Origin of the sequence: Achromobacter aloeverae, assembly GCF_004121055.1 — a bacterium.
In the GTDB taxonomy this organism is placed as follows: Bacteria; Pseudomonadota; Gammaproteobacteria; order Burkholderiales; family Burkholderiaceae_B; genus Bordetella_C; species Bordetella_C aloeverae.
In genome coordinates, this window is record NZ_PYAL01000003.1 from 100,865 (window position 1) to 114,428 (window position 13,564).

At 63.8% G+C, this 13,564-nt stretch carries 12 protein-coding genes, 1 tRNA gene and 1 pseudogene; 3 read left to right on the forward strand and 11 right to left on the reverse strand.

Annotated elements, in window-relative coordinates:
- Positions 1 to 45: 45 nt before the first annotated feature.
- The gene (locus tag C7R54_RS11480; RefSeq protein WP_129150585.1) at positions 46 to 1,269 is read right to left on the reverse strand and encodes an MFS transporter; all 1,224 of its coding nucleotides are present in this window, start codon (positions 1,267 to 1,269) and stop codon (positions 46 to 48) included.
- A 342-nt stretch (positions 1,270 to 1,611) separates the two neighbouring features.
- Positions 1,612 to 1,878: a hypothetical protein gene (locus C7R54_RS11485; RefSeq protein WP_129150586.1), complete on the reverse strand. Its 267-nt coding sequence runs from the start codon at positions 1,876 to 1,878 to the stop codon at positions 1,612 to 1,614.
- An 823-nt stretch (positions 1,879 to 2,701) separates the two neighbouring features.
- Here C7R54_RS11485 and C7R54_RS11490 point away from each other — a divergent pair.
- Both C7R54_RS11490 and C7R54_RS11495 read left to right on the forward strand, forming a co-directional pair.
- Entirely contained in the window at positions 2,702 to 4,141 is a 1,440-nt protein-coding gene (locus C7R54_RS11490; protein WP_129150587.1) for a DUF2868 domain-containing protein, read from the forward strand.
- 124 nt (positions 4,142 to 4,265) lie between these two features.
- Positions 4,266 to 5,657, forward strand: a complete 1,392-nt coding sequence (locus C7R54_RS11495) for a GTPase/DUF3482 domain-containing protein (protein ID WP_240039490.1) — start codon at positions 4,266 to 4,268, stop codon at positions 5,655 to 5,657.
- A gap of 184 nt (positions 5,658 to 5,841) precedes the next feature.
- Here the strand turns inward: C7R54_RS11495 and C7R54_RS11500 are convergent, their stop codons facing one another.
- A complete protein-coding gene (locus C7R54_RS11500; RefSeq protein ID WP_129150588.1) occupies positions 5,842 to 7,515 on the reverse strand; it encodes a Na/Pi cotransporter family protein in 1,674 nt (557 codons plus the stop codon).
- A gap of 64 nt (positions 7,516 to 7,579) precedes the next feature.
- On the opposite strand from C7R54_RS11500, the pseudogene C7R54_RS29210 reads away from it, so the two are divergent.
- A pseudogene (locus tag C7R54_RS29210) lies at positions 7,580 to 7,751 on the forward strand (PLP-dependent aminotransferase family protein); the annotation flags it as partial.
- A gap of 38 nt (positions 7,752 to 7,789) precedes the next feature.
- Here C7R54_RS29210 and C7R54_RS11510 read toward each other — a convergent pair.
- The 8 genes from C7R54_RS11510 to C7R54_RS11550 all read right to left on the reverse strand — a co-directional run bounded on the left by C7R54_RS11510 (position 7,790) and on the right by C7R54_RS11550 (position 13,545).
- Positions 7,790 to 8,761: a Bug family tripartite tricarboxylate transporter substrate binding protein gene (locus C7R54_RS11510; RefSeq protein WP_129150589.1), complete on the reverse strand. Its 972-nt coding sequence runs from the start codon at positions 8,759 to 8,761 to the stop codon at positions 7,790 to 7,792.
- An 81-nt stretch (positions 8,762 to 8,842) separates the two neighbouring features.
- Entirely contained in the window at positions 8,843 to 9,274 is a 432-nt protein-coding gene (locus C7R54_RS11515) for a GNAT family N-acetyltransferase (RefSeq protein WP_275669688.1), read from the reverse strand.
- 48 nt (positions 9,275 to 9,322) lie between these two features.
- Positions 9,323 to 10,054 carry a phosphonate metabolism transcriptional regulator PhnF gene (gene phnF, locus C7R54_RS11520; RefSeq protein ID WP_158021193.1) on the reverse strand — a complete coding sequence of 244 codons (732 nt, stop codon included), beginning with the start codon at positions 10,052 to 10,054 and terminating at the stop codon, positions 9,323 to 9,325.
- 50 nt (positions 10,055 to 10,104) lie between these two features.
- Complete coding sequence (locus C7R54_RS11525; RefSeq protein WP_129150592.1) at positions 10,105 to 10,692, reverse strand: phosphonate degradation HD-domain oxygenase; 588 nt, start codon at positions 10,690 to 10,692, stop codon at positions 10,105 to 10,107.
- Between the two features lie 627 nt (positions 10,693 to 11,319).
- Positions 11,320 to 11,395 (reverse strand) — tRNA-Thr (locus tag C7R54_RS11535).
- A 93-nt stretch (positions 11,396 to 11,488) separates the two neighbouring features.
- A complete protein-coding gene (locus C7R54_RS11540; RefSeq protein ID WP_129150594.1) occupies positions 11,489 to 11,926 on the reverse strand; it encodes a ClpXP protease specificity-enhancing factor in 438 nt (145 codons plus the stop codon).
- Positions 11,927 to 11,935: 9 nt separating this feature from the next.
- Positions 11,936 to 12,547 (reverse strand): glutathione S-transferase N-terminal domain-containing protein, encoded by a 612-nt coding sequence (locus tag C7R54_RS11545; RefSeq protein WP_088596781.1) that lies wholly within the window; start codon positions 12,545 to 12,547, stop codon positions 11,936 to 11,938.
- A 143-nt stretch (positions 12,548 to 12,690) separates the two neighbouring features.
- Positions 12,691 to 13,545, reverse strand: coding sequence for a cytochrome c1 (locus C7R54_RS11550; RefSeq protein ID WP_240039491.1), 855 nt, complete (start codon positions 13,543 to 13,545; stop codon positions 12,691 to 12,693).
- Positions 13,546 to 13,564 lie beyond the last annotated feature (19 nt).

The following is a 13,564-nucleotide window of genomic DNA, read 5'->3' on the forward strand; positions in this document are numbered from 1 at the left end:
GCTTTAGTCAGCCGCTTTAGCTAGCCGCTTTAGCTAGCCGCTTTATCAGTCGCCCGCGCCCACGCAGGTCTCCTCGGACGCCGCGGTGCGCGGCATGCGTGCCGCCGGCGCCGTCCGCGCGGCCGCCGCGCGGCGGGTGCCGCGCATCAACCAGGCCGCCACCACCAGGGCCAGCGCCAATACCGCCGTCGCCGCCCAACCCAGCGCGCCCAGGCCATAGGTGTCGATGATGCGACCGCCCAGGGCCGCGCCCACGCCTATGCCGATATTCGCGCCGGAGATATTCAGGGATGCCGCGAATGCCGCCGCGTGCGGCGCCGCTTTCATCACGCGCGCATGGCACACGATGAACAGGGCCGACTGGGCGATGCCCCACAAGGCCAGGGCCAGCGCCAGTCCCACCGGCACATGCACCAATGGCACCATGGCCATCAAGCCCGCGGCCATGAGCACGCTGAACAGGGCGGTGGCGCCGATCGGGCTGCGGTCGACCATGCGGCCGCCCAGCGTATTGCCGATCAGGCCGACCGCGCCGAAGGCCATCATGGACCAGCCCACCACCTGGCCGTTGAAGCCCGCCAGGCGCTCCAGCATGTCGGCCAGGTAGGTATAGGCGGTGAACATGCCGGTGAAGACCAGCAAGGACAGCAGCACGTGGCCGACCAGCAGGGGATCGCGCAGGCTGCGCAGCTGGGTGGACAGCGAACCGGCGTGGGCGCTGCTCGGCACCGACGGCATGTAGCGTTGCAGCAAGCCGGCCTTGGCGAAAGACAGCACCGCCAGCACGACGAAAGCCGCGCGCCAGCCGAAGGCGTCGGCGATGAGGACGCCGATGGGTATGCCCAGGACGGTCGCCACGACGATGCCGAAGGCAACCATGGATACGGCCCGGCCGGCTTTCGCCGGCCCCACCAGGCTGATGGCGGTATCGCTGGAGAGGGACCAGAATACCGGCAGCGCGAGCGCGGGCACGAAGCGCGCCACGCCCATGACAAGGACATTCGGCGCCCAGGCGGCCATGGCATTGGCCACGCCGAAGATGGCCAGGGCGGCGACGAAGACACGCTTGCGCGGCAGGGACGCCATCAGCGCCGTCGAGAAAGGACCGGTCGCCGCCACGGTGAACGCGAACAAGGTCACCAGCAGGCCTGCCTGCGCGACATCCACGCCGAGATCGCGCGCCATCGCGGGCAGCAGCCCGATGATGATGAATTCGGTGGTGAGGATCGTAAAGCCGGCGGCGGAAAGAAGCAGGATGGGCAACAGCATGGGCAATGCGCGCGGGCGGGGCCGAACGCGCTTATCGAATCTTCAGGGGTGGCAGGGAAGGCGGACGCAGCGTCCGACAGGCGGGCACGGACTTGCACGCAATAGTGTGGCGCATGCACACACACCGATACGGCGGCGTTATGCCAGCGAAGCAAGATTAAGGGAAACGGGGTGGGGGAAAAAGCGGCGGCGCCCGGAAACTTTAGTCACGTAGCGCCGACAATGGCGGCCGGGGATAAAGGACGGCGCGCACACTGGATTACCTTCCAGTCGCTGCGCGTATCTTCCCTGTGGAAGGATACGCGCTTGGGGCGGCCCCGGCGCGCCCGCGTGCAGCGGCCATCAACCGCGGACGGACTCGATGCGATGAACGTGTTCGTGGCGGAAGCGGAAACGCTGCTTGAGGATGCGGCCGTTTTCCGCCATGCACGGAACCAGGTCCGTCGTATAGGTCGTGGCGCCGTTGAACGGCGTGTTGTAGATCACTCGAGCGGCGATGCGGGGGCCGTGTTCCGGTTGCAGATGGACGATGTCGCCCACATGGATGGGGGTGTTGTCCAGCGCGTGGGTCGAGCGCCGCGTCAGTCGGGGTTGCATCATGGTGGTCATTGTTGGGTACTCCAATCTAGCTATGTGTTGTTATGGCCCGCGTGGGGCGGGCTTCTGGTTTTGCGTCGGACCGTCGGGTCCGGCGCTGTCGCGGTTCGCCGGGAAATATTCACCGTTGCGGACTCGCGTTCGGCATACGCGCCAGGTCTTGGCGCGGGTGACGTGACTCGTTATATGGTGTCCCAGTTACGTGACCGGAACATTGCTGCGGATGGCGTATTGGGCTCATCCAGAAGGATGAGGCCGTACGGCCGGAAAAGGCCGTGCATAAGTGCACAAGACGCTACAAGAATCAACTGCAGCAGGTTCTGCAATCGACGGAGGACTTCCGGGCATGCCATGGTACAGGCGGATGGCCTGATGGAACGGCAAGCAGGACGCTTTCGACGCCGGCGGGATTTTCCGTGTTTTTTATGGAGGACGAGGAAACCGCCAGTGTGCACCCGGCTGCGTATATCGCCGGCAAAACCTGCGATGACAGCCGCGTCAGGTCTGGAGATGAACGCCAGGGACTTCCTGGAACCGCCATCTGGCCATCTGGATGACCCATCTGGACTGCTATCGACCTGATTTCTATGCTGGACACCACGCTCGCAATACAACGAGCTTTTCGGATACTACGCCATTTGCTTGCAAAAGTCAACATCCCTGTTTCAACCTCGCCCTTTTCGCCGTATGCGGGGCAAGAGCGCGGCGCCTGGCCCCGGGTGCGAACGCTAGAATGCGCCATTGCGCGGCAGCGTCCGCCAGCGCATCCTTGGGAGCCACCGGCCGCCATGGCCCAGACCAACGACACCCCTGCCCGCCGCCGGCGGAACCGGACATGCCGGCATTGAACACCTCCGCGATATCCTCCGCGCCGGCGGCCCGCGCCGCGTTGGATGACTTGTGGCTGGCGGAAACCGTGCGTTTGCGCGAGGAGCACTGGGGGCCGGTGGATGACGCCCAGGCAGTGCGCCAGGCGCGCCTGGCACCGGGGCCGCTGCCGCAACGCATCCTGTTGCGAGCCCGCTTGCTGGGCCGGCAGACCGGGCTGGCCGCCTGTCTCGCGGCGTGGCGCCGCGCCGCCGTCATCGGCCTGGTCCTGCTGCTGGGCGCCGGGCTCATGGCCGGCATCGGCGCCGCGCTGGGCGCCCTCGGTGACGGTGCCCGCGCCGTCAACGTATTGCATGCGCTGGGCGCCTTGCTGGGCCTGCATGCCCTGACCTTCCTGTTCTGGGTAGGCGCCAGCGTGGCGACGCCGCGCGGCGCGGGCCAGGGGCTGGCGCGCCTCTGGCTATGGGTCAGCCGACGCCTGGCGCGTGGCCCGGATACCAGCCTTGCCGCGCAGGCCTTGCTGGGCCTGCTGGCGCGGGCCGGCGGCCTGCGCTGGTTGTTCGGGACGGTAAGCCATTTCGTGTGGCTCCTGGCGCTCACCGCCGCGCTGGCGACGTTGCTGCTCGTCCTGTCCACCGCCAGTTATCGCTTCATCTGGGCCACAACGCTGCTCGACCCGCAAACGTTCGTGCGCCTGACCGATGTGCTGGGCTGGCTGCCGGCGCGCCTGGGATTTTCCGTGCCGGACGCCGCCCTGGTGGCGGCCAGCGACGGTACGCGGCAGTTGCCGGCGTTGGCGCAGGCGCAGTGGTCGATGTGGCTGATCGGCGCCTTGGTGACGTATGGCATCCTGCCGCGCCTGCTGGCGTGGCTGCTCAGCGTCTTCATGCTGCGGCGGGCGCTGGCCGGCTTGCGGCTGGATCCCGATCTGCCCGGCTACGCCGGCCTGGCGTCCCGCCTGGCGCCTCCCGCCGACACCCTGGACGACGATGCGCCGGCGCCGGCGTGGCAGGGGCCGCGCATCGGCCATGCGAACGCCAGCGCTGTCGGCGTCGCGCCCACCCTGGTGGGGCTGGAGCTGGCGCCGGATCTGCCGTGGCCGCCCGCGGCCCTGCCCGCGACCGTGGCCGACGGCGGCAATCTGGACACGCGGGAGCAGCGGCGGCGCCTGCTCGATACCCTGGCGGCGCGGCCCGCGCCGCGCTTGCTGATTGTTTGCGATGCACGCCAGACGCCGGACCGGGGCGCATTGGCCTTGATCGCCGACTTGTCCGCGGCCGCGCAACGAACCCGGCTCTGGCTGCTGGGCGATGACGATATCGCGGCCGCGGCGCCGTCGCGCGCGGCGGCCTGGCGCGATCGCTTGCGTGCGGCCGGGGTCGCCGAAGAGGATCTATTGCGCGACGCCGCACCGGCGCTGCGCTGGCTGGAGGAGGGCCATGGCTGACGCACCCGACGATCCCGCCCGCCCGGCGTCCGCGCCTGCGCCCTCGATGCCACATCCGCCACTGGATGGGCCTCGTGCCCCGGTGGACGTGCCACTTCCGCCGGCGGGTGAGAGACCGGCCGCCTTGTCCCGCCCGCTGCAAATCGCCCTGGTCGGCCACACCAACACGGGCAAGACGTCGCTGCTGCGCACCCTGACCCGCGACGCCGGCTTCGGCGAGGTTGCCGACGCGCCCGGCACCACGCGCCGCGTGCAGGGCGCGCAACTGCGCCTGGACGGCCGGCCGGTGCTGGCCTGGTACGACACGCCCGGCATGGAGGACAGCGTCGCCCTGCTGGACTACGTCGACCGCCTGGCGGGCACGGAACGGCTGGATGGCCCGGCGCGCATCCGCCGCTTCCTGGACGCGCCGGAGGCGCGCGGCCGCTTCGAACAGGAAGCGCGCGTGCTGGCCAAGATGCTGGACTGCGACGCCGCGCTGTATGTCATCGATGCGCGCGACCCCGTGCTGGCCAAGCATCTGGACGAACTGGCATTGCTGGCGGCTTGCGGCAAGCCGCTGCTGCCCGTCCTGAACTTCGTGCGGGCGCCGGCCCATCGCGCCCAGCAATGGCGCGACGCCATGGCGCGGCTGGGGCTGCACGCGCTGCTGGAGTTCGACACCGTGGCGCCGCCGCTGGACGGCGAGCGCCAGCTATATGCGCGCCTGGCCATGCTGCTGGACGCGCGGGCGGATACGCTGCAGGCGCTGTCCGATCAATTGGCGACCCAACGCCGGGAACGCCGCGACAAGGCAGGACGCCTGGCGGCCGGCATGCTGCTGGATATCGCCGCCTTGCGCCTGGCGTCATCCTCCGACGAGGCCGCGTTGCGCGCCGCCGCCCAGGATTTGCAGGACCGTGCGCGACACCGTGAGCAGGCCTGCATCGATGCCGTGCTCGCGCTCTACAACTTCCGCCACGAGGACTACGACGCGGAGACCTTGCCGCTGACCGGCGAACGCTGGGGCATGGATCTTTTCCATCCGCAGGCGCTGAAGGACGCCGGCGTGAGCGTTGGCATGGGCGTGGCCGCCGGCGCCATGGCAGGCGCGGCGGTCGATTTGATGCTGGCCGGCGTCAGCCTGGGCACGGCGGCGCTGGTTGGCGCCGCCACCGGCGGCTTGTGGCAAAGCGCGGAGCGTTATGGCCAGCGCCTGCTGGGTAAATTGCGCGGCTATCGCGAACTGAGCATCGACGATGCCGTGCTGCGCCTGCTGGGCTTGCGCGCGCGCCAGCTGATCGAGGCGCTGGACCGCCGGGGCCACGCGGCGCGCGATCCGCTGCGCCTGGCCGATGTATCGGCCGATACATCGGCCGATGGCGACCGGGCCTGGCGGGAAGGCAAGCTGCCGGCCGAACTCAAGGAGGCGCGCAGCAAGCCGGAGTGGTCCACGCTCAACGCCTCCCACGAAGACAGCCCGCGCCGAGCCGCGGCCCTGCGCAACTTGGGTGAGCGGTTGTCACACGGAGATTGAGAGTGCTAATTCGATTTTCGCGTTCGGCCTGGCCTGGGTAGCACGCCTGGTGATCTCTTCTTCCTTCAGATAGTTCTTTGCGGCTGAAACATCCTTGCCGCCTGTCTTCCGATGACGTCAACTTGCGGCAGTTGCGCTGGCTGATCCAGCAAGCGCCCTTCGTTGTACAGCTTACGCACCAGGCTCAATTCCCGGTTTCGTTGACGCTCTCGCGAAGCCGGCTCGGCAGCAGTTCGCCTTCCCTGGCCAGCACTGGATAAGCCGCCGCGCCGACCAGGTGTGAGTTGATGCTCTTCACATCGCGCAGGATGTCCAGGTACAGCTGGCCGACTTCGGCGGCGTCCACCTGACCTGACTTGATCTTGTTCAGGTGGGCTTCCGACGCGCGGATTTCCAACGCCCGCAGCCTTTCCTTCTCCCCCGCCAGCGCGCGTGCCTGCCGCAGGTCCGCATTGACGAACAGGGCGGCGGTGCTGCTTTCGTTGGCCAGCAGTTCGCCCAGTACCTCGTCCAACTCCGCGCGCTGCTCCGGTGCCAATACCAGCCCCTGCTTGCGGAGTTTGTTCGCATGCGACAGCAGGCCGTGATACGCGGCATCGGCGGCATGGCCGATATTGCTGGCGAAAGCCAGTATTTCTTCCATGCGCCGCGTGTCGTCGCTGGTCATGTTCTCTCGATCCAGCGTGGCCAGGTACAGCGTGATGGCAGTCTCGAGCTTGTCCAGCGCGCCGTCCAGCTGGCGCGCCTGCACCAGGCGATGGCGGTTGTCGCGCCTGAAGCCGGCGCGGGCAAGCAGCAGCAAGGTCTGCAACATGTCGGCCATTCGCAGCGCTTCGCGCGAGGCATTGCCCAGCGCTACGGCCGGCACGTCGTGCGCTGCCTCGTCCAGGTAATGCGGCAGCGAAGGGTCGTTGGGGTTGGCGCGCTTTGGCAGCCAGCGCGTCAGTAGCGCACCGTAGGGCGTGAGGAAGGGCAGGAACACCACGGCGATGATGGCGTTGAACAGGGTGTGGAAATTGGCTACAGCGCGCGCGCCGTCCTCGGACAGCCCCTCCATCCACGGCTGCACCCAGGGCAACAGCAACAGCCCCAGCACCACGCCAGCCAGGCGTGTCAGCAGATTGCCCAAAGGCAGGCGGCGCGCCGCAGGATCATCGCCCGTGACCCCTTCGATGATGGGATTGATGGCCGTGCCCAGGTTGGTGCCCAGCACCATGGCGAAGGCGGCCGGTCCGCTCACCAGGTGGTGGCTGGCCATGGACATGAGCAGGACCACCACGGCCACGCTGGAATGGGCGGCCCAGGTCAGGGTCGCGGCCAGCAGCATGGCGGCCACCGGCTGGGTGGCCAGGGCATCCAGAATGGTGCGCAGCAGCGGTGCGGTCTGGAAGGGCGCGAACAGGTTCACCAGGGAATGCAGCGACATCAGCAGCAGGCCCAGACCGATGAACACGCGGCCCAGGTCGCGTCTGAGTCCTGGCGGATAGCGGCGGAACAACCACACGCCGACAAGGATCAGGATGGGGACCAGCGCCGTCAGGTCGAAGGACAGCAGCTGCACGATCAAGGTGGTGCCGACGTTGGCGCCTAGCATGGCAGCCAGGGCCGGCACCAGGGCCACCACGCCGCCGGCCGCGAAACCGGTGATCATCAGGCCGGTGGCCGTGCTGCTTTGCAGGGCGGCTGTGATGGCCAGTCCCGCGCAAAAGGCGCGCAGGCGGGTGCTCAATGCCCGTCCCAGGAACGTGCCCAGGGCCGCCCCGAACGCGCGCTGGACGCCCGTCTGGACCATGTGCACGCCCCACAGCAGCAGGGCGACATAGCCAGCAAAGTCGAGTAGCGTGATGATTCCGGACATAGGCAGGTAGCGACAGTAAAAATGCTCATGGCCCCGGAATCGGGAGCGTGCGGCCGGCGGCTAGGGCATAGCCGTAACGCCGGCGGAGGTATCCGGAACTGGCAGCGTGCCCGTGAATGCTGTTCGGTGCTCTTTGGGCAGCATCAAAGTCCGTGGGAAGCTTACAGGCCGGTCTGCAACGGCTGCTTCATCTGCTTGCACGGCGGCTCGAATCGTTAAGCGCTGATGTGGCTTAGCTGTCCGCGGTGGATCATCAGAAGCGGAACGAGTTGCCTCATTCCGGCTTGATATTCGCTTGCCGGATAATGACTTTGTTGTGCTCCATTTCCTTGTTCATCAGAGAGTTGACAGCGGCGCCATCCATAAAGGTGTTTTCGATTCCGTTGAGAAGCAGCGATTGCTGAAGATCCGCACTACCCATGGCAGCCTTGGTCGCTTCCTCGATTCGCTTGAGGACGGCTACGGGTGTGCCCTTGGGAGCGGCCAAGACAAACCATGCAGCGAAATTGAATTCGCCGAGGCCTGTGGACGCTATCGTCGGGACATTCGGCAGTTGCGCGAACGGGCTTTCTGTCGTGACGGCCAGGGCGACTATTTTCTTGGCCTTGATCAGCGGGAGCGCCGCGGGAAGCGTGTCAAAGGAGAGGGGGATTTGATTCCCCATTAGGTCTGCAAGGCCCGGGGTGCTGCCCTTGTACGCGGTGTGAATCAACGATATGTTCGCTTTTCTGGAGAATGACTCACCCGCCAAGTGGGCGGTCGAGCCGCTTCCGAACGAAGCATATGCAAGCATCCCCGGTGACTTCCGAGCAGCGGCAATGACGTCGGATACGCTCTTGAATCCCGTTTCCGTATTGGTAATCAACACCAGCGGTGTTTTCCCAGTGATGGCGACATAATCAAAATCTTGCGGCTTATAGCCGAGATTAGGATAGAGAATCGGATTTGTCGTGAACGTCGCAGCGCCGGTAAGCAACAACGTATACCCGTCGGGCTTTGCTTTTGCGACATACTGCGCGCCTATGGCCGAATTAGCGCCCGGCTTGTTCTCGACAATAATTCCCTGTCCTAGCTGGGATTGCAGCTTCTGCGCGATCAGTCGCGCAATGATGGAATTCGATCCTCCGGCCGCGGTCGGCACAACCAACGTCACAGCGCGAGTGGGATAATTTTCCTCGGGACTCTGCGCATGAGCGGCGCAAGTGAATAAAAATCCCAGGCAAGCCGTGATAGTCTTCGTCTTCATGAGTACCTTTCAGTTTGACCGAGATGATTCGAATAGTTGAGAAAGGATTTCCTTCCTACGAACGAATGTTGGCGCAAGGTGTCAGGCATTGATCGTTCCGTTTCGAACGAACGAGTAGCGATCTATATCCGTCCTCAAGGTCCAGCCCTGTCTCTCCCAGTATTCACGAGCCGCGGCATTTGTCTTGATGACGTCAATGTGGGTCTTCACGATGCCGATTTCTTCTAGTTCGGAGAGGCATCGTTCGACCAGCGCGCTTGCGACTCCTTTCCGTCGATGGTCTGCCGCGACGACGAGATGCTGCAGATACCCACGACGCCCATCGTGCCCACACATGACGCATCCAATGAGCTCATTGCGGACCCTGGCGACAAAACTAAGTCCCGGGTTGCGCTCGAGATACTTGCTCGTGGATTCCCTTGAGTCTGCATCGCGGAAAGTTACGCCAGGCGTCCGTTGCATGAGACTGATGACGTCGTCGTAGTCGTCGATGCACATGTTCCGAATTAGCAAAGCACTACCCCTCTTAGCTGACGCAGTCCAAACGGGCCGCGATATTGTTCAGTCGAACTTAAGGTCGATGCGGTCCGCCGCAAATCGGGAAAACCCGTGGTCTACCGGTACGCCTTGCTGATCGACATAAACGCTCTCCACCACTATCACCGGCGCGGGATGTACCAGCTTCAGGAGCTTAAGATCGTCGGTATCGCCAAGCTTTGCGGACACGATCATTGATTGACGACTTGACACCACATCGTACGTTTTCAGCGTGGCACTAAGCGACTTCGTGTGTTTGTACCGGTCAAGAAAATCCGGAAACCTCTGCACCGGAATGGAGTGTCGAGCACTGATTGCAGGCATTCCTTCGATGGTGCTCAAGGAATCAATCATCCAGACGCGCGCATCGAGGGGCAGACGCATCGCACTCGCAAGGTCTGGGGGGGGGATCGACTGTTGCGCCTTGAGAACCTTGACCTTCATGTCGAGTCCGCTCCGCAGCATGCTTTCCAAAGAGCGAGTCTGCTTGTCGATCCTGTAGCTGAGGACTCTTTGGGTAACGAATGCTCCTCGCCCATTTTCGACCTGCACCATCTTCTGCGCGGAAAGTTCGGCCAATGCTCGACGAACGGTGTGCCGATTGACGCCAAACCGCTCGGCCAGGGCGCTCTCGCTTGGGAGACGTTCCCCAGGTCCGAGCTCGCCCGCGACGATTTCCGCGAGCAGCGTGTCCTCAATCTGCTTCCATACTGAGGTACCTTGGCGGCGAGGCGAAAGACTGCCTTCAGATGACACAGTTATTCCTCATGGCATTGCGTTTCCAGGAAGCACCCATGCGATTTACCTCAACGGGAAGGCTGATTCCCCAAGCCAGCCGCATTTCCGGGCGCTTTCATCACCCGAGACACGACTGTCAGGAAATGCTCGAGATCCGGCGTGTCGAGGTGGGCCACCTTGGCGCGGTCATCCCAGCGGCGCACACGTAATGCATCCTCTGCGTAGGGTCGCCGGAGGAACTCTGCGGCCTCTACTTCAGAAAGAGGCCCGCCCTGCCGCTTCAGGCTTCGTACTGATCCGGCAGTCAGTTTGTTGAAATACCCTTCATCGACCGCGCATAGGCACCGCTTGGCGTCCACGTGCAGATGAATCGGCTCCACAACCGCATCAGGGAAGACTGAACGCAGAAAGGGCAACCCGTAGTACTGATGTAAATCGTCGGTGCCCGGCAAGGCCGGGTTGACACTGCTCTTGTTGAGCAAATGCCCGACGTCATGGAGAAGCGCGGCGCAGATCAATTCATCGCTCGCCCCCTCGGCCTCTGCAAGCGCTGCACACTGCAGCGCATGCTCGAGCTGCGTGACCGGTTCACCACTGTAAGAAAGGTCGCCGTAGCGGAGGTAGAGTGCCCTGATTTGTTGAAGATCGAGTGCCATATTTTTCGACGCGCCAGCGCGCCGTCCAGGAAAGTAAAACAGCCTAGATACACGTGAAAAAGCTCACCATATAGGTTTGCCCCGCAACACAGCTATCTACATTGGTAGACAGGTAAGAGCCTATACCGCGCGTAATCTGCTTGTCAAGGGTGCATCGCAATACGTGGCAGTCGAGCCCCTGCCTCTTTTTCTGGAAATCCCGCACAATGCCTCGCGGTCGCAGCAGTCCAGCGTAAACGCCACCCGTAGCGGCTCGCCGTTGCCGCATCGGAACTCGAGACGTCCCAGACCGTCTTCACTGGCCGCTGCCGGGCAACGAAGGCGAGCGCGCAATCCACTTTCGGGATTTCATGACGTCGACCGCCTCCCGCAATATTTTCTATCGTCTTCTTGCCCGGCACGCATCATGGTTAGCAGATTGGATCCCGGCTGGCCTCATTGGTTACGGGGTTTTCGACATTCATCGGCGGACTTGTTGATGAGTTTTCAGCAGGTACAACAAAAATGCCATCGGCGACGATGGTATGCCCATAGGCCTGCCTGGACTGTGATAGGCAACAAAAAAAGCCCTGAGTCTTTGAAAACTCAGGGCTTTTAGGCTGTCTTGGACTTCTATGGACTGCGTTATGGTGCCGGCTAGAGGAATCGAACCCCCGACCTTCGCATTACAAGTGCGCTGCTCTACCAACTGAGCTAAGCCGGCTGTGAACGGCCCGCCGCCATCAGGGGCGGGCCGTTACGGGACGCGTATTGTAAACGCTCCGGGCGCGTGCGGCCGGCGGGTGGGCCGCTACGCCTATTTGACGATGGTCAGGCGCGGCCGCGGCGGGGGATCGTCGCCGGGCGGTTCGTCATCGCGCGTGTCGGTTTGCCCGGCGGGCGCTTCCGTCGCGGCATTCTCGCCTTCCGAAGCCGGCTCGTCGGCCTGGACTTCGAAACCCATGCCGGCGCCCGTCTCGCGCGCATAAATCGCGCTGACGGCGCCCACGGGAACCGAGACATCCTCCACGATCCCGCTGAAGCGGGCCTGGAACTCGATGAGGTCGTTGCCCAGGCGCAGCTGGTTGGTGGCCAGGTTGCCGATATTCAGCGTGATCTGGCCGTCGCGGACATGCGCCGGCGGCACCATGGTGCGGGCATTGACCTGCACCACGATGTACGGGGTATAGCCGTTATCCGTGCACCACTCGTGGAGAGCGCGGATCAGGTACGGTTTGGTCGACGATTCGCCCATGCCGGTCCCTTAGCGACGCATCACTTTTTCAGACGGGGTCAGCGCCTCGATGTAGGCCGGACGCGAGAAAATGCGCTCGGCGTACTTCTGCAGCGGAGCCGCGTTCTTCGGCAGCTCGATCCCGTAGTGATCCAGGCGCCACAGCAGGGGCGCGACGGCCACGTCCAGCATGGAGAATTCGTCGCCCAGCATGTACTTGTTCTTCAGCAGCATGGGGGCCAGCTGGGCCAGGCGGTCGCGGATGTTCTGGCGCGCGCGATCCAGGCGCTTCTCGTCCGGCTTGCTGTTGCGGTCTTCCAGCTCCGACACGTGCACGAACAATTCCTTTTCGAAGTTGAACAGGAACAGGCGGGTGCGGGCGCGCATGACCGGATCGGCGGGCATCAGCTGCGGATGCGGGAAGCGCTCGTCGATGTACTCATTGATGATGTTCGATTCGTACAGCACCAGGTCGCGTTCGACCAGGATGGGCACCTGGCCATAGGGATTCATGACCGAGATGTCTTCGGGCTTGTTGTACAGATCGATGTCCCGGATTTCAAAATCCATGCCTTTTTCGAACAGCACAAAGCGGCAGCGTTGCGAAAACGGACACGTGGTTCCGGAATAAAGCACCATCATGGCGATAAGTCCTTGTATGAAAAGCGAAAGGCCAGCGCCGCCAATCTAGCAGGCGCTGGCCCCAATTGCCAGGGGGGCAGCAAGGGCGATGCTGCCCACGGAGGCTCCAGGAGCCCCGCCAGCCCCCGGCGGGGCAAGCTGGTTTACCGGACGTGCTTCCAGTAGGAAGCATTAAGGCGCATGGCCACGACCAGGAAAAGACCCAGGAAGAGCAATACCCAAACGCCCAGTTCCTTGCGGAATTGGGCGACGGGCTCCGCCATCCAGGTCAGGAATGCACTGAGGTCGGCAACGTCATTGTCGAACTGGGCCGTAAGGGCCGGGTTCAAGGTCTTGAACGTCGCGTTGAAGCTTTCACTGCCATGGAAATGCTCAACCGCCTCTTTCTTGACGGTGGCATAACCCTGCGCATCATAAACGGTGGTCGTGCGCTCCCAGCTGGGTTCGCCCTCCTTGCCTTCGACTTCGTGCATGGCCACCGTCGTCAACTCACGCGGCCCCTGGCGTTCCCAGAGCACGTGCGGCATGCTCACGTTAGGGTACACCAGGTTATTCCAACCGGTCGGCCGGTTGGTATCGCGGTAGAAAGAACGCAGATAGGTGTAAATATAATCGGTTCCGGGCGCGCCTGCAGTCTGGGACTTGGCCCGGGCGATCACCGACAGGTCCGGCGGGACCGTGCCGAACCACTTTTTGGCGTCCTTGGACGGCATGGCGACGGTCATCATGTCGCCCACTTTCTCGCCCGTGAACATCAGGTTTTTCGTGATTTGCTCGTCGGACAGCCCGATATCGCGCAACTTGTTGTAGCGCATCGAGCTGGCGGCGTGGCAGTTCAGGCAATAGTTGACGAAGAGTTTGGCCCCATTTTGCAGGGCGGCCATGTCATTCGCACGTTCCGGCGCCCGGTCCAGGGGATATCCACCTTCTGCCGCCAGCGCGGCGGTACACGCGAGCATCAGCGCCGCGGCACCCATCAGCTTCTTGATCATGATCATTCCGTTTCAGGTCCTGGGG

Excerpts from the sequence above, each read along its gene's own strand:
- C7R54_RS11510 (WP_129150589.1), bottom strand. The coding sequence starts at position 8,761 with ATGAAGACGAAGACTATCACGGCTTGCCTGGGATTTTTATTCACTTGC.
- C7R54_RS11485 (WP_129150586.1), bottom strand. The coding sequence starts at position 1,878 with ATGACCACCATGATGCAACCCCGACTGACGCGGCGCTCGACCCACGCG.
- C7R54_RS11490 (WP_129150587.1), top strand. The coding sequence starts at position 2,702 with ATGCCGGCATTGAACACCTCCGCGATATCCTCCGCGCCGGCGGCCCGC.
- C7R54_RS11500 (WP_129150588.1), bottom strand. The coding sequence starts at position 7,515 with ATGTCCGGAATCATCACGCTACTCGACTTTGCTGGCTATGTCGCCCTG.
- C7R54_RS11545 (WP_088596781.1), bottom strand. The coding sequence starts at position 12,547 with ATGATGGTGCTTTATTCCGGAACCACGTGTCCGTTTTCGCAACGCTGC.
- C7R54_RS11480 (WP_129150585.1), bottom strand. The coding sequence starts at position 1,269 with ATGCTGTTGCCCATCCTGCTTCTTTCCGCCGCCGGCTTTACGATCCTC.
- C7R54_RS11540 (WP_129150594.1), bottom strand. The coding sequence starts at position 11,926 with ATGGGCGAATCGTCGACCAAACCGTACCTGATCCGCGCTCTCCACGAG.
- C7R54_RS11550 (WP_240039491.1), bottom strand. The coding sequence starts at position 13,545 with ATGATCATGATCAAGAAGCTGATGGGTGCCGCGGCGCTGATGCTCGCG.
- C7R54_RS11525 (WP_129150592.1), bottom strand. The coding sequence starts at position 10,692 with ATGGCACTCGATCTTCAACAAATCAGGGCACTCTACCTCCGCTACGGC.